Raw genomic sequence first — 24,917 nt, forward strand, 5'->3', positions numbered from 1 at the left:
GCTAACGCTCCTTCAGAAATTCAAGATGTGGGCGCAGATGTTCGCGCATGGCATCTGAAAAAGAATCGCGGTTACCGTTTTTAAGTATCTGCAGCAGATCGCTATGTGTGACTTCCGACTTAATGCTATGGTGGCTTTTGCTCAGCACAAAGCCAAAGATCGGCATCAACATGGTCTGGAACCGTTTGAGGGTGGTATTGCCCGTGATTTCATAAAGTTTGCCATGAAAAGCAATTTCCTGGCTGATTCTAAACTCCTCGGCATTGGCATTTTTATCTTTCTTGACAATCTGCTCCAGTTCGGCGATATCCTGATCTGTCTTGCGCAGGTAAAGCAGTTCAGCCATGCCCAGTTCGAGGACCAGACGCAGTTCGAAGATATCCTTCATGGTATCGTCGTCCATCAGCTGCGGATTCAGTACCCGTTCAAACGAACCGAGGATATCCGGTGTGGACAGCACCATACCGCGCTTCTTTTTGGTTTCGATCAGGCCCAGCATGCGCAGGCGGCTCAGGGCTTCACGTAGCACGTTGCGGCTGACGTCGAGTGCCTCGGCAAGCTCCAGTTCTGTCGGCAGCGTGTCGCCCGTTTTTAATTTTTTGTTGGAAAGATATTCTCTTATGCGTATTTCAACTATGTCAGCGCGGGTACTCGTCGCTATTGGAGTGAGGTCGTTTATCATATACTAAGCAAATAAATCATTTATTATGTTCTACAAATTAACAAAAAAAGAATAGCAATCCAAGTGCATTAATTGTAACCCTCGGTCTGTTTGATATTGGGATTGGTGTTGATCGAGCTGTCATGTACAGGCCATAAAAGGATATTCTTTTTGGACTGCTGATTTTTCAGGCTCTCCACCTCGTTGAATACGACACCCAGCCGGATCAGGTCCCACCAAAGTTTGCCTTCGGCTACAAATTCCTTTTTCCGTTCGCTGAGTATGGCAGTATTGATCGCATCGGCCGGCAGTCCGGCTGCATAAAAATTGTCCATTCCATAGGCCCGTTTTGCAATCTTGTTGAGCTGCTGCACGGCGAGCTGCTCATTCCCCAGCGCGTTTTCGATTTCGGCGCTGAACAACAGGGCATCCGCATAGCGGTAGACAACCAGGTCCGACTCAAAGATCCGTGTGCCATTGACCCATTTGCCTGCATATTTATTGATCCATTGGAAGGTCAGATTTTTATCTTTGTCGAAGGCCGTATCAAAACTAACTTTTGCCCTCGTGTCGGCGGCATTTTCCGTCAAAAATGTTTTGTAATTATTCGTCAGAAAGATCCACTGCTGATGCGAGCCAACCTTAATGGGGTTTTCAACCAGGCCCGGTGAAATATATTGGATCGGAACCAGAAAGTCCGAAGGATATCCGCCCGTAAATTCATCCTGTGTCATACGCCAGCAAAAGATCAGTTCGGGATTTAATTCCGTGGTAAAGACATCTGCAAATTTCTGCATCAGGGCATGCTTGCCTGTCAACACTTTATCAACCGACTGTTTCGCCAGGTTCAGAGCGGCTGTGCCCCCATTCTGCTGTTTTGCCATCCACAGGTAATAATCCGTTTTGAGCAAACGGATGGCGTCCAGATTGCCATACTGCGCTCTGGTTGCTGTCGCCGGCATCAGTTCCTCTGCCCGGTCCAGATCCTGTTTGACCAGCTGGAATACAGCCTGAACAGGCTGGCGTGAGGGATATAGGTCCTCCTGATTGGGCGACTCAAAGCCTGCGGTCAGCACCGGAGCATCGCCCCAGATCCGGCCGATCCAGTAATAGCAGAATGCGCGGATAAAATATGCCTGTGCCAGGTATTCATTCTTCTTTTCGGGTGTAGCAAAACTGATTTCTGGCACATGCTTGAGGATCAGGTTGCAGTCGTTGATCGTGGTATATAAATTATTCCAGTTGGCATGAGTATGGGTGCTGTTGAGCTGATTTAAGAAAGCTGTACTGTAGTTTGCGTTGGTTTCGAGACCGGGCCCCCAATAAGCGGTGCGGTATTCGCCCCAGAAAATATAAGCTGTCGCGAAGGTATTACGCATGCGCACGTAGGCTCCTGTTACGGCAGCTTGGGCATCGCTTTCGTCCTGCCACATCGAATTGGCATTGATGGCGGCTTTTAGGTCTACATCCAGTCTGTCCGAACAGGCCACAGCTGATAGCAGGCCGAAGGATATCATCGCTCCGTATAATAATCTTTTTGTCTTCATTTTCATTTCGTTTATAAGGTTAACTTAGCGCCGATCGCGATTTTACGGATGGCCGGATAGTTATAATAATCGTTGCTATAGGTCGTGGATGCGCCCACTTCGGGCGATATTCCTGTTCCCCGCAGGGCAGAAAAATAAAAGAGGTTCTGTCCCGAAACAGACAGCTGCATGGAGCGGATCCCGATGCGTTTGCTCCAAGTATCCGGCAGCTGGTATAGAAAGGACACTTCGCGCAGGCAGAGGTAGTCGCCTTTGTAGTTGAACACGTCAGAGGTCCGCGAGAAATTGCTGTTACCGGTATCGGGATCATTGGCCGTAAACCGGGCATACTTCGACTGATCTCCAGCATTTTTCCAGGTCTGGTTGACCTCCTCCACCAAGGTATAGTTGTTAGCAAAGGTATTCATGAAATAGCGCATGTAGGCCGTATGGTTGATCGAATGTCCCAGTGCCCAGTCGACAAAGATATTGAGTCCGAAAGAGCCATAACTAAAGTTATTGGCCAGTCCACCCGTGGTATGTGGCACGGTAACACCGAGTTCAAACTGGTCCTTGCTGCTGATGACGCCATCGCCGTCGCGGTCCTGCCATTCGTAGTCCCCAGCAAGTTTGCGCCCTTTGACGTTCTTTTTGTCCGTAGGACTCCAGCCACGGGCCGACTCATCGTAACGGGCCACGGCAGCCTCCTCGGGCGTCTGCAGGATATGGTCCACCTTGTAGCCGAAATAACGGTACAACGATTCGCCCTCTGCGGTGCCACCAAAAGCTGTACCATCGGCCAGCTGAATCCCACCGATCCGATTTTTGTCGCGGCCATTGTCAGGCAGTTCCAGTACCTTGTTTTTTACAAAACTCAAGGTCAGCTTGCTGTCCCATCGGAATTTGCCCGACCGAATATTGTCGCTAGCGATTTCAAAGTCAAATCCCCGGAACCGCACTTTACCCACATTGGTCTGTACCGTGGAAAAGCCCGAGGTATTGGGTAGCTGCACGCTGAAAAGCAGATTTTTGGTGGTCTTATTGAAGTAATCCGCCTGAATATTAATCCGGTTGCTGAACAAGGCAAGATCAAAACCAAGGTCAAACTGCGTTGAGGTCTCCCAGGTCAGGTCGCGGTTGGGCATCGTGGAAGCATAAATGCCAGCTGCGCCATCGTAACGGATATCGGTGGTAAATTTGCCTAGCGCATCGTATAGTCCAATGGAGTTGTTTCCTGTCTGTCCATAACTGGTACGGAATTTTAGGTAGTTGACCGTTTGCTGATCGCGCATAAAAGGCTCCTGGCTGACCACCCAACCCGCTGAAACACCCGGGAAAAATCCCCAGCGGTTTTCCTTGGCAAAGAGCGAAGAACCGTCATAACGGAAGGTACCCATCAGCAGGTACTTTTGTTTGAAGGCATAATTGGCACGGCCGAAATAACCGATCAGGACCTGTTGCCAAACGTCTTCATCGGCACCCGTTTTGTTCGGTCCGGCGGAAAGCGTGGGCACCTTGTCGGAGCTGGCGCCGTTGACGGTGGCACTAAAGGAGTTAAAATCCGTCTGCTGATACGAATAACCGCCCAGCAGGGATAAGGTATGCTCCTGGTTCCAGTTGGCATCATATTTTAAGAGGGCATCCACTTTGCTGCGATCCAGCTGGGACTGACTCGCCTTGGTGCTGCGCAATCCCGAAAATTCATGTGCCTTTTCAAAATAGTGATAGTTGGAGAGATGGGAATAGTTGGATATCTGTATCTGCGCTTTAAGCCGATCAACAATTTCATAGTCAAGACCGCCGATCAACGATAAACGTCGGTCTTTGGTACCATAATCGCGCGTATAGTCCCACCATAGCGGACTTGGCGAGGTGGCATTGTAACCCGGTGTCGGCCGGCCGTTGTCAAAGTACATCTTCTGTGTTGGCGGAGTCGCCAGTCCCCGGGCGATGACGTTTGTCTGATTTTCAAACTCCTGGGAATTGGTGAGGGAATAGTCAAAGGCTGTGTTGACAGACAGCTTCCTGGAGAGGGTTACATCGCCCTTGCCTCTTGCGGAGAATCGGTTGTATCCTGTACCCAGGGCTACACCGCCGTCATCCGTGTAACCTGCACTCCCTGCATAACGGACAAGCTGGCTGCCACCATTGACACCCACGTAGTAATTTTGCCAGCCCACATTCCGAAAGAGCAGGTCCTGGTAATTGTTGTCCTGAAAGATCAGCGTTTTGCTCGGGTCCAAAGGGTCCGGCATGCTCTGATAGCCCGTAGGAACAGCCTCACCGGCCTGGAGGTAACGGGTGGAATAAATGGAGTTGGCATCGTTGCCCGAACTGGCCGAATAGCCCGAACTCGTATTGTAATTGGGATTGGGGCTCAAGGCCACCGCAGGCCGCACGATCTGGATATAATCCCGGGCACTCATCATATTCATCTTTGATTCCGGCTGCTGGAAAGCATAGGTGGCGTCGAAGGTAATGGTCGCCTGTTCAGCTGTTTTTCCTTTTTTTGTGGTAATCAACACCACGCCATTTGATGCCCGGGAGCCGTAGATCGCTGTTGATGCCGCATCTTTGAGCACCTCAATGGATTCCACATCATTGGGATTGACACCCGAGAAAGAACGTTCAACGCCGTCTACTAGAACCAGGGGATCGTTGGTTTTATTGATCGAAGAGCCACCACGGATGCGAAAGACGGGATCAGCCCCGGGACTGTTGTTCGACTGATACACACGGGCGCCGGCCACTTTTCCTTTCAGACCCTCGCCCACCGTGCTGACCGGTACATTTTCCAGTGCCTTGCCATCCACTTTACTGATGGCAGTGGTCAGCGTACGGCGTGACTGTGTACCGTAGCCAACCACCACCACCTCATCCAGGCTCCGGTTTGTGGCGGTGAGTTCGACAGTCAGCGGGCCGCCGGCCGACACCTGTCGGTCCAAAGGCTGATAACCGACCGAGCGAAACTGCAGAGTGTCCGGCAGCCGCTGCAGGTCAAGCTGGAATTTTCCATTGGCATCGGTCTGCGTCCGGTTGCCCGAATGCCGACCCGAAACAGTAATGGATTGTAAAGGTTTCCCCTGTTGATCCCGAACCGTACCTTCGACACGCTGCTGCGCGTACAAGGATGATACGAGGAAAATTTGGGTACCTACAAATAAGCTCGCTTTTTTGCTTGTCCAAATCATAATTTATGGTTTTTAAGTGTAAAAAACAAAAATGGAAATGAGCGTTTCCTGCAGACGCTCCTCCAGACGATGACCTATCCTAATTATTACAGCCCAGCACGATATTCCATTATTTTTAAGGCTTAGGATCAGCCATCGTATCCCTCTATTGGTTATTCTCTTTATGTAGAATAGTTGTTATGTACTACATAAAATTAGATAATAAAAATTGATAAAGCAAAAAAAATATTATTTCATTCATAATACGTTTGATTTCAGCAATCTTTCTTCCTTTTCTTAGGCAATGTGGAAAAATAAAGGCCGCTTGGATATCGTCCAAGCGGCCACAAAACCCTAAATAATAATTTGTTCTATTTTCCTTTAGACATCTCTGCCTCGATCTGTTTTACAAACTCTACAGTGACATTCGCCAGTTCGGCAATATCCGAAATCGAAAATTTATTCAACGGCAAAAGTTTTTTGATTATCTCAGCTCTTCCTTCTGCTTTTCCTTCTACTTTTCCTTCAGCTCTTCCTTCTGCTTTTCCTTCTGCCATTGCTTTTTCGCGCGCCCGTTTCAAGAGCTCTTCCTGACTACTCCGGATACTCTCCGCATCCCATTTATTCCTTAAACTTATGTTGTACATTTCTCGTTCCTCCGGTTTTAGTTTGCCATACTCTGCTAACTGAAATAACTTTTCAAATATCGGTTTCCGCAAATATTTTGAAAGTCCCTTTAGCGAGGACATATTTTTGAGTATATAAAGCCAACGATCTAAATCATTATCTAACTCTGCCTCAGCTTTAACAAAGTTAACCAATTCAATATAAATAAAGCCTAGATCATCATAAAATATTTTACCGTGATCCCGGTAACATAGACAAATATCGTGCAAAAAATAGTTTTCCTCAACCGCATCAGGCATCCGAAATCCATCCATTAACACAATGATATAGACTTCACTAATTGCATAATTCCAAGCCCTGCGGTTGCCTTTGGGGGCCTGGTCCGCAATCAACTTACTACTGTAGTAAAGCATGCGCTTTTTCAAATTAACCTGTGCCGTGCGCTGGACTTCAATAATAAAACGTTCGCCATTGTCTGCCGTGCAGGTCAGATCAAAAATAACGGTACCGACATCCTCGGTATCGCCAACATGCTCGTTTTTGTTATAATATAAATCAGCAATGATTTTACGCCCCCTGAAGAGTTCGTTTAAAAAAGCGATGAGAAGATCTTTATTCGTATCTAATCCGAAAATTTTCTTAAACCCGTAATCTGTCGTGATATCGATATATTTCGACTGCTTTAACTCGATCATAATACATTGTTTTTAAATTGGTTAATACTACAAAGATAAGTGAATAAAATTTAAATTACTAATATAATTAGCAATTCATCTCGGTAACGAAGGAAAGACTGCCTCCTTTGTTGAAGGGACGGGATGATTTTCTGATCTCCATAAAATTCATATATTGAACCTGAAATAAAGACGATCCACTATCCATCGGATAATGTGAGCTTGCGTGAGTTCTTAGTGATTAAGTTATGAAAAAGGTATTAACTATAGTAGGTGGAAGCATAGGCTTATTATTTTCAATTTTGGACTCAGTAGTAAGTTACTCGGATACTGCTCCTATAGATGAATATGGAATTAGCATTATTTCCTGGCAATTCTTTATCAAAAAGATGGTAGTATATATTTTGATAGGAGGCGGATTGGGATGGTTGATAGGTTTTATTGTTGATAAATTAAAAAGAAATAAAAATTGACCCAAATATCTGGGTGTTAAGGGAAAATTAAAAACTACTTATATCTTTCATATAAAGACAGATGCCCTTATAGTTGAGCCTTTCAGCAAAGTAATCTGGACTTTCTAACAAACCTTCGAAGACGGTAGCGAAGTAATTTTGTGTTAATGATAACAATGCTCTTGAGCGGAGTTTTAAAAGACAGCAAAATGAAAATAATCAACCAGCATTATGTCGACGGCCAATTTCGGCCTTCGACAGGTACCGACAAGATGGATATAATTAATCCTTCGGATGAAAGCCTCATCGGTCAAGTCGTATTGGGCAATGAGCAGGATATGGAGGCTGCAATAGTTGCTGCATCAACAGCTTTACTTTCTTTTTCTCAAACAAGCAGAGAACAGCGCATGGGCTACCTACAGCGATTACACGATGCGCTGATGGAGCGTCTCGACGACCTGCAGGAAGTAACCACAACAGAGTACGGTGCAACAGTACAACGGTCGCGCTGGTCAAACCAGTATGCCGCAGAGACCTTCCTCTACTTTAAGGAAATCCTTAAGGATTTTTCTTTCGAACGCCGCATAGGCCAGTCGGCAATGGCTATGGTGCCGGTCGGCGTAACTGGTATCATGACGGCCTGGAATGCCAATTCAGGTTCCATATGCGTGAAGCTGGCGGCGGCGATTGCAGCTGGCTGTACCGTCGTGATCAAGCCCAGTGAAATGAGTGCGATGCAATCTCAGGTTCTGGTCGAGTGCTTCGACAGGGCAGGCCTTCCAGCCGGCGTAATCAATATGGTCCATGGACGCGGAGATATTTTGGGTACGGTGTTGTCTACCCACCCTGCCGTGGCCAAGATTCTGTTCACAGGTTCTACAATGGTCGGCAAGATCATCGCCCGTAATGCAGTGGACACGATGAAGCGGGTCACACTGGAACTCAGCGGAAAATCACCCAACATCATTCTCAATGATGCTGATCTCAATACTGCAATACCACTGGCGATAAATGCAGCCTTTATGAATAGTGGTCAGGCCTGTATTGCTGGTACACGACTGCTGGTACCGGAAGCAGATTTGCCAGAGGTTAAAGATATCTTGCTTAAAACGATGGCTACACAAAAAGTAGGTGATCCAAGAGATGAGCATACGGTCATCGGGCCGATGGCCAGTCAGAAACAATTTGACCGGATACAGCATTACATCAGACGTGGCATCGACGAGGGAGCGGAAGTTTTAGTTGGTGGTCTGGGCAAACCGGATGGATTTCAGAACGGATTTTACGTCAAACCCACTATATTTACAGGTGTAAGTAATGATATGACGATTGCACAGGAAGAAATTTTCGGGCCTGTATTATCCGTTATTACCTACAAAACTGAAGAAGAAGCTATTGCCATTGCCAACGATACCGTATATGGACTGCATGCTTATGTAAGCAGTTCAGACATCGAGCGGGCGCAGCGAGTGGCTGCACAGATCAATGCAGGCAGGATCGCGATCAATACGATCTCTCACGATGCACTGGCGCCATTCGGCGGATTTAAACAATCGGGTCTGGGAAGAGAAGGAGGCTTATATGGCCTCGAAGAACAATTAGAACCAAAAGTAATCATAAGCTAATCGCTATGGAATGCAAAAATGATATTTCTGAAAAAGCAAAAGATGCTGCTACAGGCCCTAGAATAGTGCTGAATTCGTATTCCGGCAATACGATCGAGGGCGAAGCGTTTGTAGCAGATCATATCTTCAGCTATATCCTCCAGGGTAAACAGGATGTCTGGCTTGCTGATCAAAAGCACTCGTATCATGAAGGAGACTTCCGGTTTTTCCGACGCAACCAGCTCACCAAATACGTGAAAAGTACTACAGACGGAAGTTTCAGGTCTATAGCTGTGCATATCGATCAATGCACCTTAAAGGAAATGAGCGAGCAGTACGGGTTGAAAGCCGATAGCATAATTAATCCCCATACAGCAATGCTGATCCAGTCAGGCGCATTATTGAAAGGTTTTGTAGATTCTTTGGTTCCTTACCTGCAGCAGCAAATGGATGAACGCATTGTTGCTCTAAAAGCTAGAGAGCTTGTTTTGCTGCTTATTCAGCATAATCCTGCCTTTAAAAATGTGTTGTTTGATTTTAATGAACCGGGTAAGATAGATCTGGAAGCTTTTATGAACAGCCATTACCGCTACAATGTACCTATGGAACGTTTTGCTTTTCTTACGGGCCGCAGCCTCTCGGGGTTTAAGCGCGATTTTGAAAAGCAGTTTCATACTAGTCCGGGCAGATGGCTGTTGCAGAAGCGTCTGGATACAGCCCGTTTCTTGATCGAACAGCAAAAAGAGAAACCATCCGATGTGTACCTGGATCTGGGGTTTGAGGACCTCTCCCATTTTTCCTTTGCCTACAAAAAGGAATTTGGTTATGCGCCAAATAAAAAACATTCATAACAAAAAATCATTTAAAATGGACATACAATTAAAGGGTAAACGTGCCTTGGTAACCGGATCTAGTTCCGGATTGGGCGAAGCTATTGCCAAAATGCTCGCACGTGAAGGTGCCATGGTAATTATACATGGGCGTAACGTTGAACGTGCCGAAGCTGTAGCTGCGGAGATTGACGCTTCCGGTGGATCAGTAGCAGTAGCTATCGGAGACCTTACGACAGATGAAGGCGCCGATGCCGTAGCTGCAGCAGCACTCTCATGCGGACCGGTGGATATACTGGTCAATAATGCCGGAGTTACTTCGCACAAAGCGTGGGGTGAAGCAAGTACGCAGGACTGGCTTGAGCTGTACAATACCAACACAGCCCATAAAGGAACAGCCACATTATAATGCTACTCTTGCCGCGCGGCATAATATGTCCGCTTCGCTGGCGAGGCAGCTTAAAGATACGGGTATCACCTCTAATATCGTATCACCCGGAGCCATCATCAATCCCATGGTGGAACTATGGCTCGAGCAAGCAGCTCCTAAATTTGGCTGGGGAACGGACATGGACGAGATTTCCTTCCACTTATCCTGGAATTCGTTTTAAAATTACTCTTCTCAGTCGTTCTTCGTGTTGATCACCCCAGTGCCCCAATGCGGAAATCACCGGAATCAAACTCTTCCCAAAATCTGTGAGCGAATATTCAACTTTTGGTGGCACGACAGGATATATTTTCTTGATGACAAGCTCGTGATCCTCCAGTTCTTTCAGCTGGATGTTCAGTACCCGTCGAGTGGCATCCGGTATTTTACGCTGCAATTCACTGGGTCTTTTGTGCCCTTGTTCAATAAACCAGAGCAGCCGTATTTTCCATTTGCCATAAAGCACTTCACCTATCAGGTCAAGACCGCAGTTCAGGTTCGGAATTATTTTTCTCTCATACATATTTCAAAATTAAAGGTATGTTCCGATTTGTACAATAGGGGAAGAATTTATCCCTATTTGAATCGTAACTCCGTACTTGTACAGGCTGTTTTTATAGCCCAATTTTGTCCTATAAACAATTCATAAAAATGGAACAATTTAATTTCAACAATGAGTTATCAGACAAGATTGCCTTGGTAACAGGTGGTACTAAAGGTACTGGAAGGGCTATTGCGGAAAGGCTGCTACAGGCTGGTGCAACAGTGGTGATTACCGCCAGAAATTCACCTGAACTAGAAAACAGCAAGCTGCATTTCATTGCTTCCGATCTGAGTACAGCAGAGGGGGCCCAAAAAGTAGTGAGCGAAGTGCTTTCGAGCTATGGCAGACTAGATATCCTGATAAACAACCTCGGTGGATCATCTACGCCTGCTGGCGGGTTCGCTGCACTCAGCGATGAGGATTGGGAATCGACATTGCAGGCTAACCTTTTGGCTCCGATCCGTCTGGACAGGGGTTTTCTACCGCAGATGATAGAACGCAAAAACGGAGTGATCATCCACATTGCATCTATTCAGGGCAAACTACCTCTATACGATTCAACTTTACCTTACGCAGCGGCTAAAGCAGGATTGAGAAACTATAGCAAAAGCTTATCGAACGAGGTTACTCCTAAAGGCGTTCGTGTGCTGACGGTTTCTCCCGGCTGGATCAATACCACCGCATCGGAGGCCTGGCTGGGCGAAATTGCAAGAAAGTCCAACAGTACCATAGAAGAAGCGCAACAAGACGTAATGGATGCGTTGGGAGGTATTCCTTTCGGTAGACCTGCTGAACCTGCAGAAGTAGCTGAACTCGTCGGCTTCCTTGTTTCGCCAAGAGCCAGTTATCTAACAGGAACAGAATATGTAATTGACGGCGGAACAGTACCGACTATTTAACAATCATCTAGAATAATAGAAAATATGAATTTACCAAACATTATCTCTGACCTAGTGAAGGCACAAAATGAATTTGACAGTGCAGCTTACGCAAATTGTTTTACTGAAGATGCGGAAGTATTTGATGAGGGAAAAACCCACAATGGAAAAATTGAAATTGAAAACTGGATTAACATAGCCAACAGAGAGTACAGGGCGACTATGAAACCATTGGATTTTAATGAAAGCGAAAGCATCTTATCAGCAGAGATTTCAGGTTTATTTCCCGGTAGTCCTCTTGTTTTGAAATATCATTTCAGATTGTCTAACGGCCAAATTAATTACCTGAAAATAACGACTTAGCATAGCAAAGTTCTAATTAGTTTAAGCTGAAGTGTAAACCTCAGCTTTTTGCGTTTAAACTAGTTTATACGTCTTTATATTCAGTTATATTCAAATTTTATTTCTGCATGTATTTTGCTCATAACTTGACGACAACTTTACCAACTGTATGGCCCGTTTCAATCTGCATATGTGCCTTACCCACTTCGTCAAAACTGAAAACATGGGAAATGTGCGGTTTCAGCACTCCGCTCTCCAGTAGCGATGCAATGGAACGCATATCATCCCCACTGGAGTACACCGACATAAAATAACAGGCATGAAGTTTCTTCTCCTGAGCTTTCCATTCATCGGCCTTAACATGCCCCGAAGGTAAGGTTACTATTGTCCCAAATGGCTTCAGCACATGCACGGATTTTTGAAAATTACTACCACCAATGGCTTCAAGAACAAAGTCAACGGGCTCCAACACCTCCTCAAAGGCTGTGCTTGTATAATCCATATATTCGTCTGCCCCCAAACCTAAAACAAAATCTTTGTTAGCTGCTGATGCAGTTGCAATAACATGCGCTCCGATATATTTTGCGATCTGTACGGCAAAATGCCCCACTCCGCCTGATGCTGCATGAATTAGGACGCGATCAGTCGGTCTCAGTTTACCATAACTATCGAATGCCTGCCATGCGGTCAAAGCTGCGAGTGTGCTTGCAGCAGCTTCCGTATGGCTTATATTACGAGGTTTTAGGGCAAGCTGATCTGCTCGTGCTGCGACATACTCCGCGTAGGCTCTGCCGTGACCGGGGAAATTGACCATCCCAAATACCTCATCTCCAATGGCTAGGTGGCTTACGCCCCCCCCTTTCTCAATAATCTCTCCTGATATATCCCAACCCAGGATCAGGGGCTGGTAGCTTACGAGATCTTCTGCCAATGGAGCCTGTCTACCACGCACTTTGACGTCAACAGGATTAATGCTTAGCGCTTTTACTTTAATCAATACCTCATCGGCTTCAATTTTAGGCTTTTCAATATCTTCATAGGATAGATTTTCGATGCCACCAAATGTTTTCAAGACAATTGCTTTCATGTTTAATTATTTGTTTGATACAAAAATAGACCGATAAATGCTATGAAAACAGGTACATTTAAAGTGTATTTGGGTATCTTTGCACCTATGGCCAGAGAGAATTTGTATGAATCGTTGGAGGTATATTATGAGAAAGTTGACTGCTGTCCTTTACGCGACCGCCAGTTTAATTTCTTTGAATTTGTTTATGTTATATCGGGCGAGGGATACCACGTGATTAATGGTAACCATGTGGCTTTCGCTGCCGGAGATTTATTTCTGATCACACCTAAGGATTGTCACGCATTTGATCTCGATGGTATTTGTGAATTTATGATCATCCGATTTGCCCCAAATTATGTCAAGACTTACAGCTGGCGGAGCATAGACCATATCGAATGTTTATTATACTATGCATCCCACCTTTCCGGATCTATTTTGGTTAATGCAGATGATAGGCAGGCGGTTGCTTCTTTAATTGCTGTTATCCAACGTGCCGTTGGCCAGCACAATGTTTATCAAGAAGATCTGTTAAGGCATCTTGTCAACGCAATTATTGTTGTTGCGGCGAGAAATATATCGGTTACAAAACCTGAAAATCTTTCAGCTCATGCTGATGTGCGTATATTAAATATCCTGAATTACATACAGGAGCACATCCGTTTCCCGGACCGACTGAAAATTGGAATAATCGCCCAACAGTTTAACCTATCGCCAACTTATCTTGGTAACTATTTTCGCAAGCAGTGCAATGAATCCATACAGCAATATATTTCTTCCTACCGCATTCGACAGATTGAACACCGTTTGCGGTTCAGCGACCGAAGGGTGCATGAGATCGCAGCTGAATTTGGTTTCGCAGATGAGAGTCACATCAATAAGTTTTTCAAAAGACACAAAGGATTGAGCCTCAAAGCTTATCGCATCGGTATACGTAACTGATGTTTCCTATCTGACGTTGTTTCAGCGAACCCTATGTAATGTTATGTTGTTTTTTCCACTGACGAATCCTCCTTCTTGAATTAGTATAAGGCGAAGAGGTATTAAACTGGATCATTCTTCCTAAAGTCCATTTCTCATACCAGGAGATCTGATACAGTTCAGCATTGGATTTTTGCTCAATTAGATTAAGAACCTGAGAAACTGTCTCATCTAGTTTATCACATAATGTACGAAAGTCAAGGTGCTCATAATCTTTATAGAATTTCTGTGCGAGCTTGCCGAGCTCATTCCATTTATATCCAGTTTCTGGAAAATCTACCAGCTCATTATTGTCTTTTTTCCAATTCCACTTCAGTACCAATTCTCCCCATCCAATCAGATAAGAAACAAGATTATTAATACTCATTGTGGTACCTTTTGCGTGTCCTTCTAGATCTGTGACGGTCGTTAATTCATCAGGAATGGTCGATAATTCATTTTTCAGCTTATCATAATTCGTTTCAATAGCTTTTTTTAATTCTTCTTTATTAACGGGTACAGCCATATCGGATAAAATAGATTTTTACCAAATTTACAAAAGCCATTTCAAACCGCGCTTCTTAAAAGATCATCCAAAGTGCTGTTACATGCACGGTCTAGACGACGACTTCATCGGCTCGGCGTCACTGGACCGTACAGACAAGTAAATTGGACCATAGGAGAAAGCTGGGAAGTTTATAAATTGAGATCTTTGTTCTGTAACATTAAAATCGATCACATGTCAGAAATTACGAAAATTCAATTAGGTCATAACGGACCTATGGTTTCAAAACTTGGTCTGGGATGCATGCGGATGTCATCAGTATGGGGTGGCCCGACAGCGGATGAAACGGAAAGTATAGCTACTATTCATCAAGCCTTGGATTACGGAATCAACTTCCTGAATACGGGAGACTTTTATGGTGCAGGTCACAACGAAATGCTCATTGGAAAAGCGATTAAGGGAAGACGGGATGATGCTTTTATCAGTGTCAAATTTGGCGCTATGTTCCACAACGGTCAATGGATCGGTCTGGATCTGCGGCCTGCATCAATCAAAAACTTTGTGAATTACTCGCTGACACGGCTGGGAATTGATACGATTGATCTTTACCAGCCGTGCAGAATGGATGGCAGCGTTCCGACTGAAGATATCATCGGAACAATCGCCGGACTTGTTGAGGAAGGCAAAGTCCGCCATATCGGCGTGTCGGAGATAACTCCCGAGCAGCTTCGGGAAGCCAACAGTGTTTATCCGATCAGTGCATTGGAGATCGGCTATTCTTTGGCAGACCGTCAGATCGAACGTGAGCTGCTGCCCGCTGCTAAAGAATTGGGAATTGCTGTAGTAGCTTTTGCCAATACGGCTGAAGGACTCTTAACGGGTGACCTGCAATTACCTTTCCCGCTGGAGGATTACCGAAATCACTTCTCCCGTTTTCAGGGCGATAATCTCATACATAATCTCAAAAAAGTCGACGTTCTGAAGGAGATGGCTCGCAGCAAAGGTGCCACACCTACACAGCTGGCAATAGCCTGGGTTAAGGAACAGGGCGAGAACTTCATGCCATTGGTCAGCATGAGCCGAAGATCAAGACTGCCTGAAAACATAGCGGCTATGGATATTGTCTTTACAACGGAGGAAATGAACATTTTAAACAGTACCTTTGCAGCAGGGGCCATCAAAGGCAGCACCTATCTAGAACGATAAATGGAAAGCCCAGCAGAAATCCTTCCCGGCATTATATTTTATTCGTACCTCTCTTCACAGCGGAAAGAAAAGGCCTGTGTCTGGAACCACCACACGTTGGTCATGCAGGTTTCGGGTCAGATGACGTTGGAGACTTCGGAGCAGAATATCGTCATTAGTGCCGGAGAAGTACTGCTTGTCCACAAAAATCAGCTAGGGACACTCACCAAAACACCAGAAAATGGTGGCTATTATGAAACGGTGGTCATATCGCTTCAGGAGGACCTGATGCGCAAAATCGCTCTTGAAGAAAAATTGGAGGCTCAGGGTAAATATACGGGGCTCCTCAATCTATGTCTTCCGAATAATGATTTTTTGAAAGGGTACTTTCAATCCATCCTTCCCTACGCCCGCAGCTCTGGTGCTGAAATGACTGATGAAATGGGACTTTTGAAGGTGAAAGAGGGAATCAAATTGATGTTGCTTGCTGTTCCGGCGCTCCGCAACTTTTTGTTTGATTTCTCTGAACCTTATAAGATAGACCTGGAAAGATTTATGCTCAGTAATTATCATTTCAATGTTCCTGTTGAAAAGTTCGCTCAGCTCACAGGGAGAAGCCTCTCCAGCTTCAAAAGAGATTTTCAGAAGACCTTTGGCATGCCCCCACGGAAGTGGCTGCAGCACAAAAGGTTGGACGAGGCGCGGCATCTAATTGAACGTAAGAACAAAAAGCCCTCATCTATCTATCTGGATCTTGGGTTTGAAACCCTCTCCCATTTTTCTAACGCCTTTAAAAAGAAATTTGGAAAGGCACCGACTGCTGGTAGATAAGGTTAATCGACAAAAAAACACTAACTTAGGAGATCAAAGTACTTGATATGTCGAAACATGGTGCTATTTTATTGAACAGTATGGACTACAGCAGTAATATTGTTGTTGGAGTTTGGGACGGATCCACACCGGGCATTATAAAAGCTCTAAATCCGCACAGGCATGACCACTATACGTGCATGCTGGTTGGATCTGGAACGCTGGAAGTTATCTTCGATTTTGAGCGCTTAACGATGCCTGCGGGAACTCTTTTTGTTTGCCCACCCAACCAGGTTCATCAGATTATCAAGGTCGTAGGTGCAGCAGGCTATTACATTTCATTTGAAGGCCGCCATCTTACCGAATCCGCAAAGACAGCGCTTGAAAGTTCTTTAGCAGACACGTGGATAGTCCCCCTATCCGGCATTGAATACGGGTGGTTTAAATCAACTCTTGATTCAATGATAAAATTGAAAGGCCTGAATGGAGGCTCCCGGATGGAAGTAGAACAGCCTCTTCTTTCAGCCTTTATTGCCCAGGCGGCCCTATCCTTTGAGAGTAGCATGTTGGACGACTCCAGCAAAGCAGGGACGCGGGCCATCAGCATCGCAAAAAAATTCAGAAATCTTGTAAAGGCGGATTTTCGCACATTAAAGCGCCCCTCGGAGTATGCAGAAAAGTTAAACATCTCTGTGGCACACCTTAATGATGTAGTAAAAAGGGTGACAGGCCATTCTGTGTCCCAGCTCATCCAAAAGGAGCTATTGAATGAAGCACAGCGCTTGCTCTATTACTCGGAAATGACTGTCAAGGAAATTTCCTATCAACTGGGCTATAAGGATCCAAAGTACTTCATCCGGCTGTTCACAAAAAAAGCCGGAAGATCGCCAGGTGATTACCGTAAGACATATCGCCCGCAGCCCAATCAGCCCTAGGTCACTGCTGCATTCAGCTTTTACCGCCTATTCCCTTTTTTGTCCACCTTTTACCGTCGTTTGTGAGTGTTGGGGCATCCATATATTGATCAATTTTGCATTATGATAAGTAATGCCATAGTGCATTGTGTTTAATGTAATTTTTTGATCGTATGGAAGGTTGTGAAATCGCGGGAAGCCCAACTTATAGACTGTCGGCCACCCCTGAAGGAATTGTTGATTCTCTTGTGGATCATTTTAACTCCCGAGATATTGAAACCATGCTTAGCTTCTATGAGGATGATGCAGTCGTTATCAATAGCAAAGGAGAACCAAAGCGCGGAAGAAACGAAATTGCCGCCGAGCTACTGCATTCTTTCGGATTCGGGCTGCCAATAAGAATTAACGTTAGAAATATCTATGCTGCGGGCAACCTGGCTGCATTGATATTGGACTGGAAAATTATCGGGACAAAAAAGAACGGTGATATTGTAAATATATCCGGGACTTCCAATGATTACGCGAAGAAAGGAATTGACGGATACTGGAGATGCTGGTTTGGAAACCCGTTTGGTGTGCGGGTACGTAACTTATTGTAATCAATTGTATGAAACTTAAATAATATATATATGAAAATCTTAGTAATCGGTGGTACAGGTCTTACCGGAAGACTAGTCACAAAGAAATTGAAAAATCTTGGCCATGAAGTGATCATTGGTTCGCCCTCGCATGGAGTGGATATCATCACTGGAGAAGGTCTTTCCATCGCCCTGGAGGGGACAGAGATCGTGATCGACCTCTCGAACTCCTCGTCTCCGGAGGAAGAAAATGCCATCAGGTTTTTTGAAACGGCAGCAAAGAATCTGGTGAAAGCTGAATCAGCAGCAGGTGTTAAACATCATATCGTTCTTTCCATTGTCGGGACAGACGATGGGCAGGATATCGGTTATCTGCGTGCAAAGAAACTTCAGGAAGATCATATTAAACATTCAGGAATACCGTTTACAGTCGTCCGCTCAACACAGTTTCATGAGCATACGGACGCGATCATCGCGGTACAGGGAAACGGAGACAAGGTATTTGTTTCCAAGGTCGAGTATCAGCCTATTGCGCTGGAAGACGTCACAGATTTTATTGTTCGGTACGCGCTGGAAGAGCCAAAAAATGGTACTGTAGAAATTGCGGGACCCGTGAGAGGAAGTATGGATGATTTTGTTGCTAAATATATAGAGATAACTGGAAAGCCCACAAGAGTGGTATCTGATGAGGAGAGCAAATATATGCATCTGTTGATTCCGGCATTCTTGCTGGTACCTGCAGGACAGTACAGTGCTGGGAAGGTGTATTTTGAGGACTGGGCACTACGTACTTTGGAAACGTAAAGTGTGTGGTTCTATTTCAGACCATGCCGCCATTGATGACTGCATTTGATTGAACGTGTTGGCATCGTACCTGTCACGGACGGCTGCCAACACACTACTTCGAAAGCTTTATTCAAATTTATGTAAGATTGCTTTTTTCGGTTTGTAAGAATGAGGTAGTTTCGATAACATGCGCCACACTATGATCAGAAAAAAGATGCCCACCGACAATCCCACTTGTAGAGCAAAAAGATAATTATTCTTGAAGTATTCATGCTCCAAAACTGAGTAGAAAATTCCGCCGATGATACTTATTCCTAATGCAGAAGCTGTCTGCTGAAATGTAGAGAATATTCCCGAAGCTGCACCTGCATCTTTTTCCTCAATACTATCCAATACCACGTTTAATAGAAACGGAAGAACTAAAGCGTTGCCTAATCCATACAGTCCTATCAACAGCATAGAAATGAATGGATGGTCTCTGTGCGAAAAGAATATCATTTGTAAAACAAAGGATACTAAAATGATCGAGAGGCCCAGCTGAAGAACACGCCTGCCATATCGAGGCAGGCGTGTTCCCGCACAGACCGATGAAATCATAAATAGAATAGCATGGGGAATAAAATACATACCGCAGGCCAAGGCTGATATGCCCAATCCACTTTGTAAATAAACAGCAACAATCAATAAATAGGCCGTGTGAAGCATAAAATGAAACAGTACGGCGTATAAACCTACTTTAAAATCTTTTAATTTGAATAATGAGATATCAATCAAAGGATCTTGTTTGCGTGCCAGTTTCCTTTGTTGAATGGTAATAAAGCTGCAACTGCTCTTTCCCTGTTGTCTGTGAACAAAATTTGAATTAATGAAATAGACTGAGTTACCATAAATGCGGAACTAACGCCTTGAAAAAAACGTGCGATATTTAATTGTGTCGCATTTTGGCATAATCCGCAAATGCAGGATGTGATTGTAAATGCCAGCATTCCCCAAAAGAAAACTTTCTTTTTACCTAGATAGTCACCGGCTCGCCCGCCAGTTATCAGAAAGCAGGCGCTGCCTAACAAATATGAGGCTATTACTAATTGTATTTCACCATCGGAAGCGTATAGATTTGTCTTGATGGTCGGAATCGCGATATTGATAATAAAGATATCAATTACATATAGCAAGGGTGCAGTAAGCACTACACATAGTGCAAACCATTTGTTAACGGTTTTCATAAGAATAAGGGATTTAGTATTGTAGATCGGTAGAGGGAGTGCCTAAGATTTTTTGCCCTCCAGTTCCAAAAGCCATTTTTTACGCCAGATACCGCCTCCATAACCGGTCAGGCTTCCGTCTGTCCCAACGACGCGATGACAGGGTATTAAGATCGAAATTTTATTCAATCCGTTCGCGTTTGCGACCGCCCGCACCGAATCTGCGCTGCCTATGGCAATTGCTTGTTGCTTGTAGGTTTTAGTTTCGCCATAGGGAATGTTTTTGAGCGCTTCCCATACCCGGTTCTGGAACTCCGTTCCGGGGCTATATAGAGGCACTGTAAATTCTTGCCGCTTTCCTTCAAAATACTCTCTGAGTTCCTTTTCCAATAAGGGAAAATGGGGATTGTCGCCCTGCACGACCGTTGCGTTAAGTGTTTTTGCTAAATTTTTAAACTCTGTTTCCAGCATTTTTCGATCTGTAAACTCGAGTAGACATATGCCTTGCGTTACAGCACAGGCATACATTGTGCCCAGCGGAGTTTCGATCCTTTTTAGATCAATTATAGTTTGTTGCTTGCTATGTTTAGGAGAAACTCCAAAAATATGCTTAAAAGAATCCGCAAAACCGCTAAGGGATTCGTATCCTGACTTAAAAGCGACGTCTGTTACAGATTCACCGTTTTGGATCTTTTTAAATGCTGAATTTATACGGTACATCCGCTGATAAGCATGAAATGTCATACCGTGGTTTTTTAAAAACCAGCGTCTCAACTGATGGGGCTCGACACCACGCTGACGTAAATCATAGTCTTTGAATTTTAAGCTTGGATCTGCAGATAACTCGGAGATAATCTTTTTGATATAGGAAGGCGTCTCGCTCAGCAGCTCAAGTGGATGACATACTTTACATGCCCGATATCCGCGAAGGATGCATTCCTTAGTAGACCTGAAAAATTCGATATTTTCAGGTTTCGGCTTTCTTGCGGTACAGGATGGCCGACAAAAAATACCTGTTGTCCTCACGGCAGTAAAAAACACCCCTTCATATTTGATGTCTTTGTCTAATATTGCCTGATACATCTGCTCAAAACTTAATTCCATAATACAATTACCTATGATTTATGAAACAAATTTACCAGTGTTAGAACCTATCCACAACCGAAAAATTAACAAGTATTTTTCTCACCTAAAGAATCTTTGGATGTGGATGAACCGGAGGTTTCAAGCGACGTGCTGAGCGGTGGTAAGTCGTGTGCGGATGAGGTTATCATGTCAATGGCTCGATTTTTGGAAACAGCATAATTTTAGTTAAGCACTTTTACTATGTCACATTCAGTTAATTGCAGCAAGTACTGTCTTACACTCCTACTATTATTAATCCTTTCATTAAAAGGGCTAGATGTAAGAGCGCAACTGTTTAGTCAGGACAGCCTGAAATTAATATCCCGGCAGTTTGCCTTTACAGAAGGACCAGCAGTGGACAAAGAAGGTAATATCTATTTTACTGACCAACCTAATAACAAAATCTGGAAATACAGTACAGCAGGTGAGCTTTCTCTTTTTAAAGATGCAGCAGGCCGTGCCAATGGATTGTACTTTGATCATCACGGTCAGCTACTTGCCTGTGCGGATGAAAAAAACGAAATTTGGTCAATAAGCAAAGATGGCAAAGTCACCGTGCTGCTATCAAATGTAGATGGAAAGAAACTGAATGGTCCAAATGATCTATGGGTGGATAAGAATGGAGGCATTTACTTTACAGACCCCTATTATCAGCGTGACTATTGGTGCAGAAAAAAACCGGAGATGAAGGGACAGAATGTTTACTACCTCCCTCCAGGAAAAGGGAAAAGAGCAAAGGTCGTGGCTGATGATGTAACGAAGCCCAACGGTATTATAGGATCGGCGGATGGTAAATATCTTTTTGTAGCAGATATCGAGCGGAATAAAATTTACAGATATAATATTGAATCTGACGGTGAGCTCAGCGGACAAACGTCGGTCATAGACCAGGGATCTGATGGGATGACATTGGACAATCAGGGAAATATTTACCTGACGGGCAAAGGGGTATCTATCTATAGTCCGAAAGGGGTACTGATAGGACATATCGAGATCAATGAACCATGGACCGCCAATGTTTGTTTTGGCGGAAAAGAGCGGACCGATCTATTTATCACAGCTTCAACAGCTATTTATAGGCTTCCGATGTATACAAAAGGGCACGAATAGCGCTAATAAATTTTGTCCAGCCAATGAATGATATTCAATAAAAATTGTGCATTCTGTCCTGCATTGGGATGGTTCATACCCCTTTTTTCACTTTTAATGCCCTGAAGCTGCGCCGAGAACGGTGCGCCATCCCCAAATATGACAATCCGGCCCTTGCCAAATTTGAGATATGCGCCGTTAACCAGTCCCATACCTGAGATATGGGGAACGGTATCTGCTACTCTCTTTTTGATCTGGGAGACATCACTGGGAAGGTATATCTTATAATTTTCACCAAGTACGGTAATAACCCGGGCATGCGGCGGAACGATAAAACCCGTTCCGCCCCAGCACATGACGCTGTCGATTTCCATTCCGGTATAACTTGTGATCTCGTTAGGCAAAAGCGTCTTTCTTTTCTTCGAGAATACTTCCGGCAGACCATCCCTGCGAACGGCAAATCCGTTCAGTATGTTGATTCCGAACCTTTCTGCCAGCTCGCTGACAGAGCCTCCACAGGGCATGTGATCTGTAACTAAGAACAAACTGCCGCCATCGGCAATCCATTCTGAAAGATCGTTTATTTCCCGCCTGGAAAAGGCCGATCGCGCGGGCAGATTCCAATCCTCTAGGTCGTACATGGCATTGACTGTTACATAGATCTTAGCTTTTTTGAGCATCTCCAAAGTCACCTTTTCCTTGCTTGCGACCACAGTGTAACCGTCTGTTGTAAGCAATTTGTAGAATGCAGAATATGCACCTTTTAAAGTCGAGGCATTACTGTGTGCCTCGTCGAATAATAGCAGTGGACCGCTTCCTAAACTATATTTGGGATCCATAATTGAGTAGCTGAAATTTTCGTCAGATACCTGCTGCCCGACACCCACGTTGGCCCAAAGAGTGAACAAGATCAGAACCGAAAAAGGTGCTAATTTTAAAATTAGAGTATTTAACAATAGTTTCATCATGTTTGAATAGATTGGTCTTGAGTCAGAGACAAATTCGCCGTCTACTTTTAGTGTTAATCTTACTTCGATATTTTCCATATATCATTTTCAAAACAGATGACCTTTGTTACCTTTCCATCTGTCAGCTCGAAAGTCAGTGGGAACGTACCGTCCGCATTTAGGAAAAAGGTTTCTGATCTGGGTGTAAATGAAATTTCCTTATTGTCCCATAGCTGTTTTATTATCAGCTCGTCTTTTACCGAACGTACCTGCATCTTAATGTTGTTATCATCTGCCAGGACGTAGTTGCCTTCTAGCCTTTTGAGCTGGACGTCCGATAGCCTCCTGACGATTTTAGGATTGAAAGAAACTTTTGATGCCACTATCCTGCCCAATAACTTGGCTTTGGTAAAATGGCCGTCATTGTCGCTGAGAAACTCGATCTTGTGCCCCTCCTGCTTTGTTTCAAAATTCGTTTCGCTTACTTGGTTCAACTGGTATTCTTTGCCATCCCAAAGCTGTCTTGCTTTCAGAACACCATCCTCTAAATTGAATTCGATAAAGGCGACTTTGTTAGGGAATTGATAAAATCCCACGAGCTCTTCCTTTACTACCTTTTGAGAACGCTGTTTCCCATTTTTTAGATTGGGACTTGAAGTGACGGAAGCCTGTGCAAAACAGTGCGTCGTAAATAAAAGGGTGGCGAGCATGAAGCTGCAGATAACTGCCTCAAATTTTGTCGGAACTGCCCACAAGACTGATTTCATTGTTTTCATAATTATCTTTTTGAAACAATGATAAGGATCAGATAGTGTGAAAAAGTTCGTTTGGATGCAGATGAACTTATTTAATTTCCGTTTCTTTTGAATTTGCTCTGATGTATTCTTTTGGTGTCAGTCCTGTCGCTTTTTTAAATGTCGTATAAAAGGTTGTTTTCGAATTAAAACCTGCCATGATAGCCACGCCGAGCATATCCAGGTGCTTGGTGTTATCCGACAACAGAAGTACTTTCGCTTCTTCAGTACGCAGTTCATTGATAAACTGGTAAAAGTTCTTTCCTAGCCCATTATTCAACACATAAGATAGTTCATGGGGGTTGATACCTAGTTGAGCCGATAGCGCCGATAGCGTCAGCGCAGGATCAAGATATATTTTTTTGGATAGGGTATCTCTCAATACGGTGTCCCTGAGTGCAGTGACCTGTTCTGTGGTTAGTCGTTCATGGGGCTCTCTTTTGGGTTGTATTTCGTTATCATCAGGCTGCTGGTACAGCTCGACGGAATAGATGGACCTTTGGGTCAGTGTTGAGTACGCCAAAGGTATAATTGCGAAAAAATACAGAGCTGGTGCAAAGTTGGCTGAGTGAATATTCCATAGGCCCCAAATGCGGATCAGGATGAGCAGAAGCACGGACATCAATAGAAATTTTAGCCATCCCAGGTCAATTTTTTCAGTAAATGAAGCGAGCTTCCTTATGTTTTTTTGGTGTCGGCGGAACAAAGAGAAACAAACGACCCAATAAAAGACCATCTGGACAAAGAAAAAGTACTTAATGGTAAAACGCATCCAATATGGTAGCCGGGGGATATGGTTTTCATAATCAAAGAGAACCGGCATAAGGTAGACGATGGAAAACAACAGGAACAGCAGAAAAGGCACGAAATGGAAAATCCAGTCTTTGACCGAAGAAGAAGGTGAAGTATAATGCCGGACTGCCATAAACAGACAGGGAAACATCGCCCATCGGGGAAGCTCGAGCAGGTGGACTAAAAAATTTCCTCCGATGCCAAATTCTTCGAGAAAAAGTTGTGCAAAGGTGCAGGCAAGAATAAAATAGAATAGCCCGAGCCATCGATTGGCTCGGGAACTCGTTGTGTCGGGCTTGAATAAGAGCATGGCTCCCAATAAGATCAAGGCACCCGAAGAAAAAGCGTAAAATGCAGCAAAGGTGTTTATTTGAGACATTGAATACGTTGGACGGTTTACGTAAATTTAGGGTATTTATTTTGAATCTA

The 24,917-nt window shown here is 44.4% G+C and carries 27 protein-coding genes; 14 read left to right on the forward strand and 13 right to left on the reverse strand.

All coding sequences use genetic code 11. The features are described from left to right. Position 1: 1 nt before the first annotated feature. From K7A41_RS17985 to K7A41_RS18000, 4 genes are all read right to left on the reverse strand, one after another. Positions 2-682, reverse strand: a complete 681-nt coding sequence (locus tag K7A41_RS17985; protein WP_028069677.1) for a FadR/GntR family transcriptional regulator — start codon at positions 680-682, stop codon at positions 2-4. A gap of 68 nt (positions 683-750) precedes the next feature. Beyond that, positions 751-2,208: a RagB/SusD family nutrient uptake outer membrane protein gene (locus K7A41_RS17990; RefSeq protein WP_028069676.1), complete on the reverse strand. Its 1,458-nt coding sequence runs from the start codon at positions 2,206-2,208 to the stop codon at positions 751-753. Between the two features lie 11 nt (positions 2,209-2,219). After that, entirely contained in the window at positions 2,220-5,378 is a 3,159-nt protein-coding gene (locus tag K7A41_RS17995) for a SusC/RagA family TonB-linked outer membrane protein (protein WP_265714785.1), read from the reverse strand. Between the two features lie 350 nt (positions 5,379-5,728). After that, a complete protein-coding gene (locus K7A41_RS18000) occupies positions 5,729-6,679 on the reverse strand; it encodes an Rpn family recombination-promoting nuclease/putative transposase (RefSeq protein WP_265714786.1) in 951 nt (316 codons plus the stop codon). Positions 6,680-6,906: 227 nt separating this feature from the next. On the opposite strand from K7A41_RS18000, the gene K7A41_RS18005 reads away from it, so the two are divergent. The 5 genes from K7A41_RS18005 to K7A41_RS18025 all read left to right on the forward strand — a co-directional run bounded on the left by K7A41_RS18005 (position 6,907) and on the right by K7A41_RS18025 (position 10,155). Next, positions 6,907-7,131: a hypothetical protein gene (locus K7A41_RS18005; protein WP_265714787.1), complete on the forward strand. Its 225-nt coding sequence runs from the start codon at positions 6,907-6,909 to the stop codon at positions 7,129-7,131. A gap of 188 nt (positions 7,132-7,319) precedes the next feature. Continuing rightward, positions 7,320-8,735, forward strand: a complete 1,416-nt coding sequence (locus K7A41_RS18010; RefSeq protein ID WP_265714788.1) for an aldehyde dehydrogenase family protein — start codon at positions 7,320-7,322, stop codon at positions 8,733-8,735. A gap of 5 nt (positions 8,736-8,740) precedes the next feature. Next, positions 8,741-9,565, forward strand: coding sequence for a helix-turn-helix domain-containing protein (locus K7A41_RS18015; protein ID WP_265714789.1), 825 nt, complete (start codon positions 8,741-8,743; stop codon positions 9,563-9,565). Positions 9,566-9,581: 16 nt separating this feature from the next. Then, positions 9,582-9,953 carry an SDR family NAD(P)-dependent oxidoreductase gene (locus K7A41_RS18020; RefSeq protein ID WP_265714790.1) on the forward strand — a complete coding sequence of 124 codons (372 nt, stop codon included), beginning with the start codon at positions 9,582-9,584 and terminating at the stop codon, positions 9,951-9,953. Positions 9,954-9,978: 25 nt separating this feature from the next. Beyond that, positions 9,979-10,155: a hypothetical protein gene (locus tag K7A41_RS18025; protein ID WP_265714791.1), complete on the forward strand. Its 177-nt coding sequence runs from the start codon at positions 9,979-9,981 to the stop codon at positions 10,153-10,155. Here the strand turns inward: K7A41_RS18025 and K7A41_RS18030 are convergent. Then, entirely contained in the window at positions 10,135-10,494 is a 360-nt protein-coding gene (locus K7A41_RS18030) for a winged helix-turn-helix transcriptional regulator (RefSeq protein ID WP_265714792.1), read from the reverse strand. The two genes, K7A41_RS18025 and K7A41_RS18030, sit on opposite strands and share 21 nt — an antisense overlap. 128 nt (positions 10,495-10,622) lie before the next feature. On the opposite strand from K7A41_RS18030, the gene K7A41_RS18035 reads away from it, so the two are divergent. Beyond that, on the forward strand, positions 10,623-11,414 hold the full coding sequence (locus K7A41_RS18035) for an SDR family oxidoreductase (protein WP_028069670.1): 792 nt from the start codon (positions 10,623-10,625) through the stop codon (positions 11,412-11,414). A gap of 24 nt (positions 11,415-11,438) precedes the next feature. Then, on the forward strand, positions 11,439-11,756 hold the full coding sequence (locus tag K7A41_RS18040) for a nuclear transport factor 2 family protein (RefSeq protein ID WP_265714793.1): 318 nt from the start codon (positions 11,439-11,441) through the stop codon (positions 11,754-11,756). Positions 11,757-11,874: 118 nt separating this feature from the next. Here K7A41_RS18040 and K7A41_RS18045 read toward each other — a convergent pair whose 3' ends face one another. Then, a complete protein-coding gene (locus tag K7A41_RS18045; protein WP_265714794.1) occupies positions 11,875-12,822 on the reverse strand; it encodes an NADP-dependent oxidoreductase in 948 nt (315 codons plus the stop codon). Positions 12,823-12,864: 42 nt separating this feature from the next. Here K7A41_RS18045 and K7A41_RS18050 point away from each other — a divergent pair, with 42 nt between their 5' ends. Then, entirely contained in the window at positions 12,865-13,743 is an 879-nt protein-coding gene (locus tag K7A41_RS18050; protein ID WP_232048751.1) for a helix-turn-helix domain-containing protein, read from the forward strand. A gap of 31 nt (positions 13,744-13,774) precedes the next feature. On the opposite strand, the gene K7A41_RS18055 is transcribed toward K7A41_RS18050, so the two are convergent. Further along, positions 13,775-14,287 carry a ClbS/DfsB family four-helix bundle protein gene (locus K7A41_RS18055; protein WP_028069666.1) on the reverse strand — a complete coding sequence of 171 codons (513 nt, stop codon included), beginning with the start codon at positions 14,285-14,287 and terminating at the stop codon, positions 13,775-13,777. 213 nt (positions 14,288-14,500) lie between these two features. Here K7A41_RS18055 and K7A41_RS18060 point away from each other — a divergent pair, with 213 nt between their 5' ends. From K7A41_RS18060 to K7A41_RS18080, 5 genes are all read left to right on the forward strand, one after another. Continuing rightward, a complete protein-coding gene (locus tag K7A41_RS18060) occupies positions 14,501-15,472 on the forward strand; it encodes an aldo/keto reductase (RefSeq protein ID WP_265714795.1) in 972 nt (323 codons plus the stop codon). Continuing rightward, positions 15,473-16,282 (forward strand): helix-turn-helix domain-containing protein, encoded by an 810-nt coding sequence (locus tag K7A41_RS18065; RefSeq protein WP_028069664.1) that lies wholly within the window; start codon positions 15,473-15,475, stop codon positions 16,280-16,282. A 47-nt stretch (positions 16,283-16,329) separates the two neighbouring features. Further along, on the forward strand, positions 16,330-17,196 hold the full coding sequence (locus K7A41_RS18070; protein ID WP_265714796.1) for a helix-turn-helix domain-containing protein: 867 nt from the start codon (positions 16,330-16,332) through the stop codon (positions 17,194-17,196). Positions 17,197-17,348: 152 nt separating this feature from the next. Then, positions 17,349-17,774: a YybH family protein gene (locus K7A41_RS18075; protein WP_265714797.1), complete on the forward strand. Its 426-nt coding sequence runs from the start codon at positions 17,349-17,351 to the stop codon at positions 17,772-17,774. 30 nt (positions 17,775-17,804) lie between these two features. Continuing rightward, the gene (locus tag K7A41_RS18080; protein ID WP_265714798.1) at positions 17,805-18,557 is read left to right on the forward strand and encodes an SDR family oxidoreductase; all 753 of its coding nucleotides are present in this window, start codon (positions 17,805-17,807) and stop codon (positions 18,555-18,557) included. 108 nt (positions 18,558-18,665) lie between these two features. Here K7A41_RS18080 and K7A41_RS18085 read toward each other — a convergent pair whose 3' ends face one another. From K7A41_RS18085 to K7A41_RS18095, 3 genes are read right to left on the reverse strand one after another with little or no spacing between them, the layout of a single operon-like run. Then, positions 18,666-19,313 (reverse strand): MFS transporter, encoded by a 648-nt coding sequence (locus K7A41_RS18085; protein WP_265714799.1) that lies wholly within the window; start codon positions 19,311-19,313, stop codon positions 18,666-18,668. Further along, positions 19,310-19,762, reverse strand: a complete 453-nt coding sequence (locus K7A41_RS18090) for an MFS transporter (protein WP_265714800.1) — start codon at positions 19,760-19,762, stop codon at positions 19,310-19,312. Before K7A41_RS18090 ends, K7A41_RS18085 begins: the two co-directional genes overlap by 4 nt. Before the next feature lie 42 nt (positions 19,763-19,804). Beyond that, the gene (locus K7A41_RS18095) at positions 19,805-20,845 is read right to left on the reverse strand and encodes a bifunctional transcriptional activator/DNA repair enzyme AdaA (RefSeq protein WP_028069658.1); all 1,041 of its coding nucleotides are present in this window, start codon (positions 20,843-20,845) and stop codon (positions 19,805-19,807) included. A 222-nt stretch (positions 20,846-21,067) separates the two neighbouring features. On the opposite strand from K7A41_RS18095, the gene K7A41_RS18100 reads away from it, so the two are divergent. After that, a complete protein-coding gene (locus K7A41_RS18100; RefSeq protein ID WP_265714801.1) occupies positions 21,068-21,976 on the forward strand; it encodes an SMP-30/gluconolactonase/LRE family protein in 909 nt (302 codons plus the stop codon). Positions 21,977-21,978: 2 nt separating this feature from the next. Here the strand turns inward: K7A41_RS18100 and K7A41_RS18105 are convergent, their stop codons facing one another. The 3 genes from K7A41_RS18105 to K7A41_RS18115 form a co-directional block, all read right to left on the reverse strand. Beyond that, positions 21,979-22,923 carry a hypothetical protein gene (locus K7A41_RS18105; RefSeq protein ID WP_037533022.1) on the reverse strand — a complete coding sequence of 315 codons (945 nt, stop codon included), beginning with the start codon at positions 22,921-22,923 and terminating at the stop codon, positions 21,979-21,981. A 59-nt stretch (positions 22,924-22,982) separates the two neighbouring features. Then, the gene (locus tag K7A41_RS18110) at positions 22,983-23,678 is read right to left on the reverse strand and encodes a hypothetical protein (protein ID WP_265714802.1); all 696 of its coding nucleotides are present in this window, start codon (positions 23,676-23,678) and stop codon (positions 22,983-22,985) included. Between the two features lie 67 nt (positions 23,679-23,745). Beyond that, complete coding sequence (locus K7A41_RS18115) at positions 23,746-24,867, reverse strand: helix-turn-helix domain-containing protein (protein ID WP_265714803.1); 1,122 nt, start codon at positions 24,865-24,867, stop codon at positions 23,746-23,748. Between the last annotated feature and the right edge of the window lie 50 nt (positions 24,868-24,917).

The sequence above is a fragment of the Sphingobacterium sp. InxBP1 genome, assembly GCF_026191775.1.
GTDB classification, from domain to species: Bacteria; Bacteroidota; Bacteroidia; order Sphingobacteriales; family Sphingobacteriaceae; genus Sphingobacterium; species Sphingobacterium thalpophilum.

What these genes read in the sequence shown, in the direction of transcription:
- K7A41_RS18115 (WP_265714803.1), bottom strand. Translation starts at nt 24,867, where the DNA reads ATGTCTCAAATAAACACCTTTGCTGCATTTTACGCTTTTTCTTCGGGT.
- K7A41_RS18000 (WP_265714786.1), bottom strand. Translation starts at nt 6,679, where the DNA reads ATGATCGAGTTAAAGCAGTCGAAATATATCGATATCACGACAGATTAC.
- K7A41_RS18075 (WP_265714797.1), top strand. Translation starts at nt 17,349, where the DNA reads ATGGAAGGTTGTGAAATCGCGGGAAGCCCAACTTATAGACTGTCGGCC.
- K7A41_RS18080 (WP_265714798.1), top strand. Translation starts at nt 17,805, where the DNA reads ATGAAAATCTTAGTAATCGGTGGTACAGGTCTTACCGGAAGACTAGTC.
- K7A41_RS17985 (WP_028069677.1), bottom strand. Translation starts at nt 682, where the DNA reads ATGATAAACGACCTCACTCCAATAGCGACGAGTACCCGCGCTGACATA.
- K7A41_RS17990 (WP_028069676.1), bottom strand. Translation starts at nt 2,208, where the DNA reads ATGAAGACAAAAAGATTATTATACGGAGCGATGATATCCTTCGGCCTG.
- K7A41_RS18110 (WP_265714802.1), bottom strand. Translation starts at nt 23,678, where the DNA reads ATGAAAACAATGAAATCAGTCTTGTGGGCAGTTCCGACAAAATTTGAG.
- K7A41_RS18070 (WP_265714796.1), top strand. Translation starts at nt 16,330, where the DNA reads ATGTCGAAACATGGTGCTATTTTATTGAACAGTATGGACTACAGCAGT.
- K7A41_RS18045 (WP_265714794.1), bottom strand. Translation starts at nt 12,822, where the DNA reads ATGAAAGCAATTGTCTTGAAAACATTTGGTGGCATCGAAAATCTATCC.
- K7A41_RS18060 (WP_265714795.1), top strand. Translation starts at nt 14,501, where the DNA reads ATGTCAGAAATTACGAAAATTCAATTAGGTCATAACGGACCTATGGTT.
- K7A41_RS18035 (WP_028069670.1), top strand. Translation starts at nt 10,623, where the DNA reads ATGGAACAATTTAATTTCAACAATGAGTTATCAGACAAGATTGCCTTG.
- K7A41_RS18010 (WP_265714788.1), top strand. Translation starts at nt 7,320, where the DNA reads ATGAAAATAATCAACCAGCATTATGTCGACGGCCAATTTCGGCCTTCG.
- K7A41_RS18025 (WP_265714791.1), top strand. Translation starts at nt 9,979, where the DNA reads ATGTCCGCTTCGCTGGCGAGGCAGCTTAAAGATACGGGTATCACCTCT.
- K7A41_RS18105 (WP_037533022.1), bottom strand. Translation starts at nt 22,923, where the DNA reads ATGATGAAACTATTGTTAAATACTCTAATTTTAAAATTAGCACCTTTT.
- K7A41_RS18055 (WP_028069666.1), bottom strand. Translation starts at nt 14,287, where the DNA reads ATGGCTGTACCCGTTAATAAAGAAGAATTAAAAAAAGCTATTGAAACG.
- K7A41_RS17995 (WP_265714785.1), bottom strand. Translation starts at nt 5,378, where the DNA reads ATGATTTGGACAAGCAAAAAAGCGAGCTTATTTGTAGGTACCCAAATT.
- K7A41_RS18095 (WP_028069658.1), bottom strand. Translation starts at nt 20,845, where the DNA reads ATGGAATTAAGTTTTGAGCAGATGTATCAGGCAATATTAGACAAAGAC.
- K7A41_RS18030 (WP_265714792.1), bottom strand. Translation starts at nt 10,494, where the DNA reads ATGTATGAGAGAAAAATAATTCCGAACCTGAACTGCGGTCTTGACCTG.
- K7A41_RS18090 (WP_265714800.1), bottom strand. Translation starts at nt 19,762, where the DNA reads ATGAAAACCGTTAACAAATGGTTTGCACTATGTGTAGTGCTTACTGCA.
- K7A41_RS18020 (WP_265714790.1), top strand. Translation starts at nt 9,582, where the DNA reads ATGGACATACAATTAAAGGGTAAACGTGCCTTGGTAACCGGATCTAGT.
- K7A41_RS18005 (WP_265714787.1), top strand. Translation starts at nt 6,907, where the DNA reads ATGAAAAAGGTATTAACTATAGTAGGTGGAAGCATAGGCTTATTATTT.
- K7A41_RS18065 (WP_028069664.1), top strand. Translation starts at nt 15,473, where the DNA reads ATGGAAAGCCCAGCAGAAATCCTTCCCGGCATTATATTTTATTCGTAC.
- K7A41_RS18050 (WP_232048751.1), top strand. Translation starts at nt 12,865, where the DNA reads ATGAAAACAGGTACATTTAAAGTGTATTTGGGTATCTTTGCACCTATG.
- K7A41_RS18015 (WP_265714789.1), top strand. Translation starts at nt 8,741, where the DNA reads ATGGAATGCAAAAATGATATTTCTGAAAAAGCAAAAGATGCTGCTACA.
- K7A41_RS18100 (WP_265714801.1), top strand. Translation starts at nt 21,068, where the DNA reads ATGTCACATTCAGTTAATTGCAGCAAGTACTGTCTTACACTCCTACTA.
- K7A41_RS18040 (WP_265714793.1), top strand. Translation starts at nt 11,439, where the DNA reads ATGAATTTACCAAACATTATCTCTGACCTAGTGAAGGCACAAAATGAA.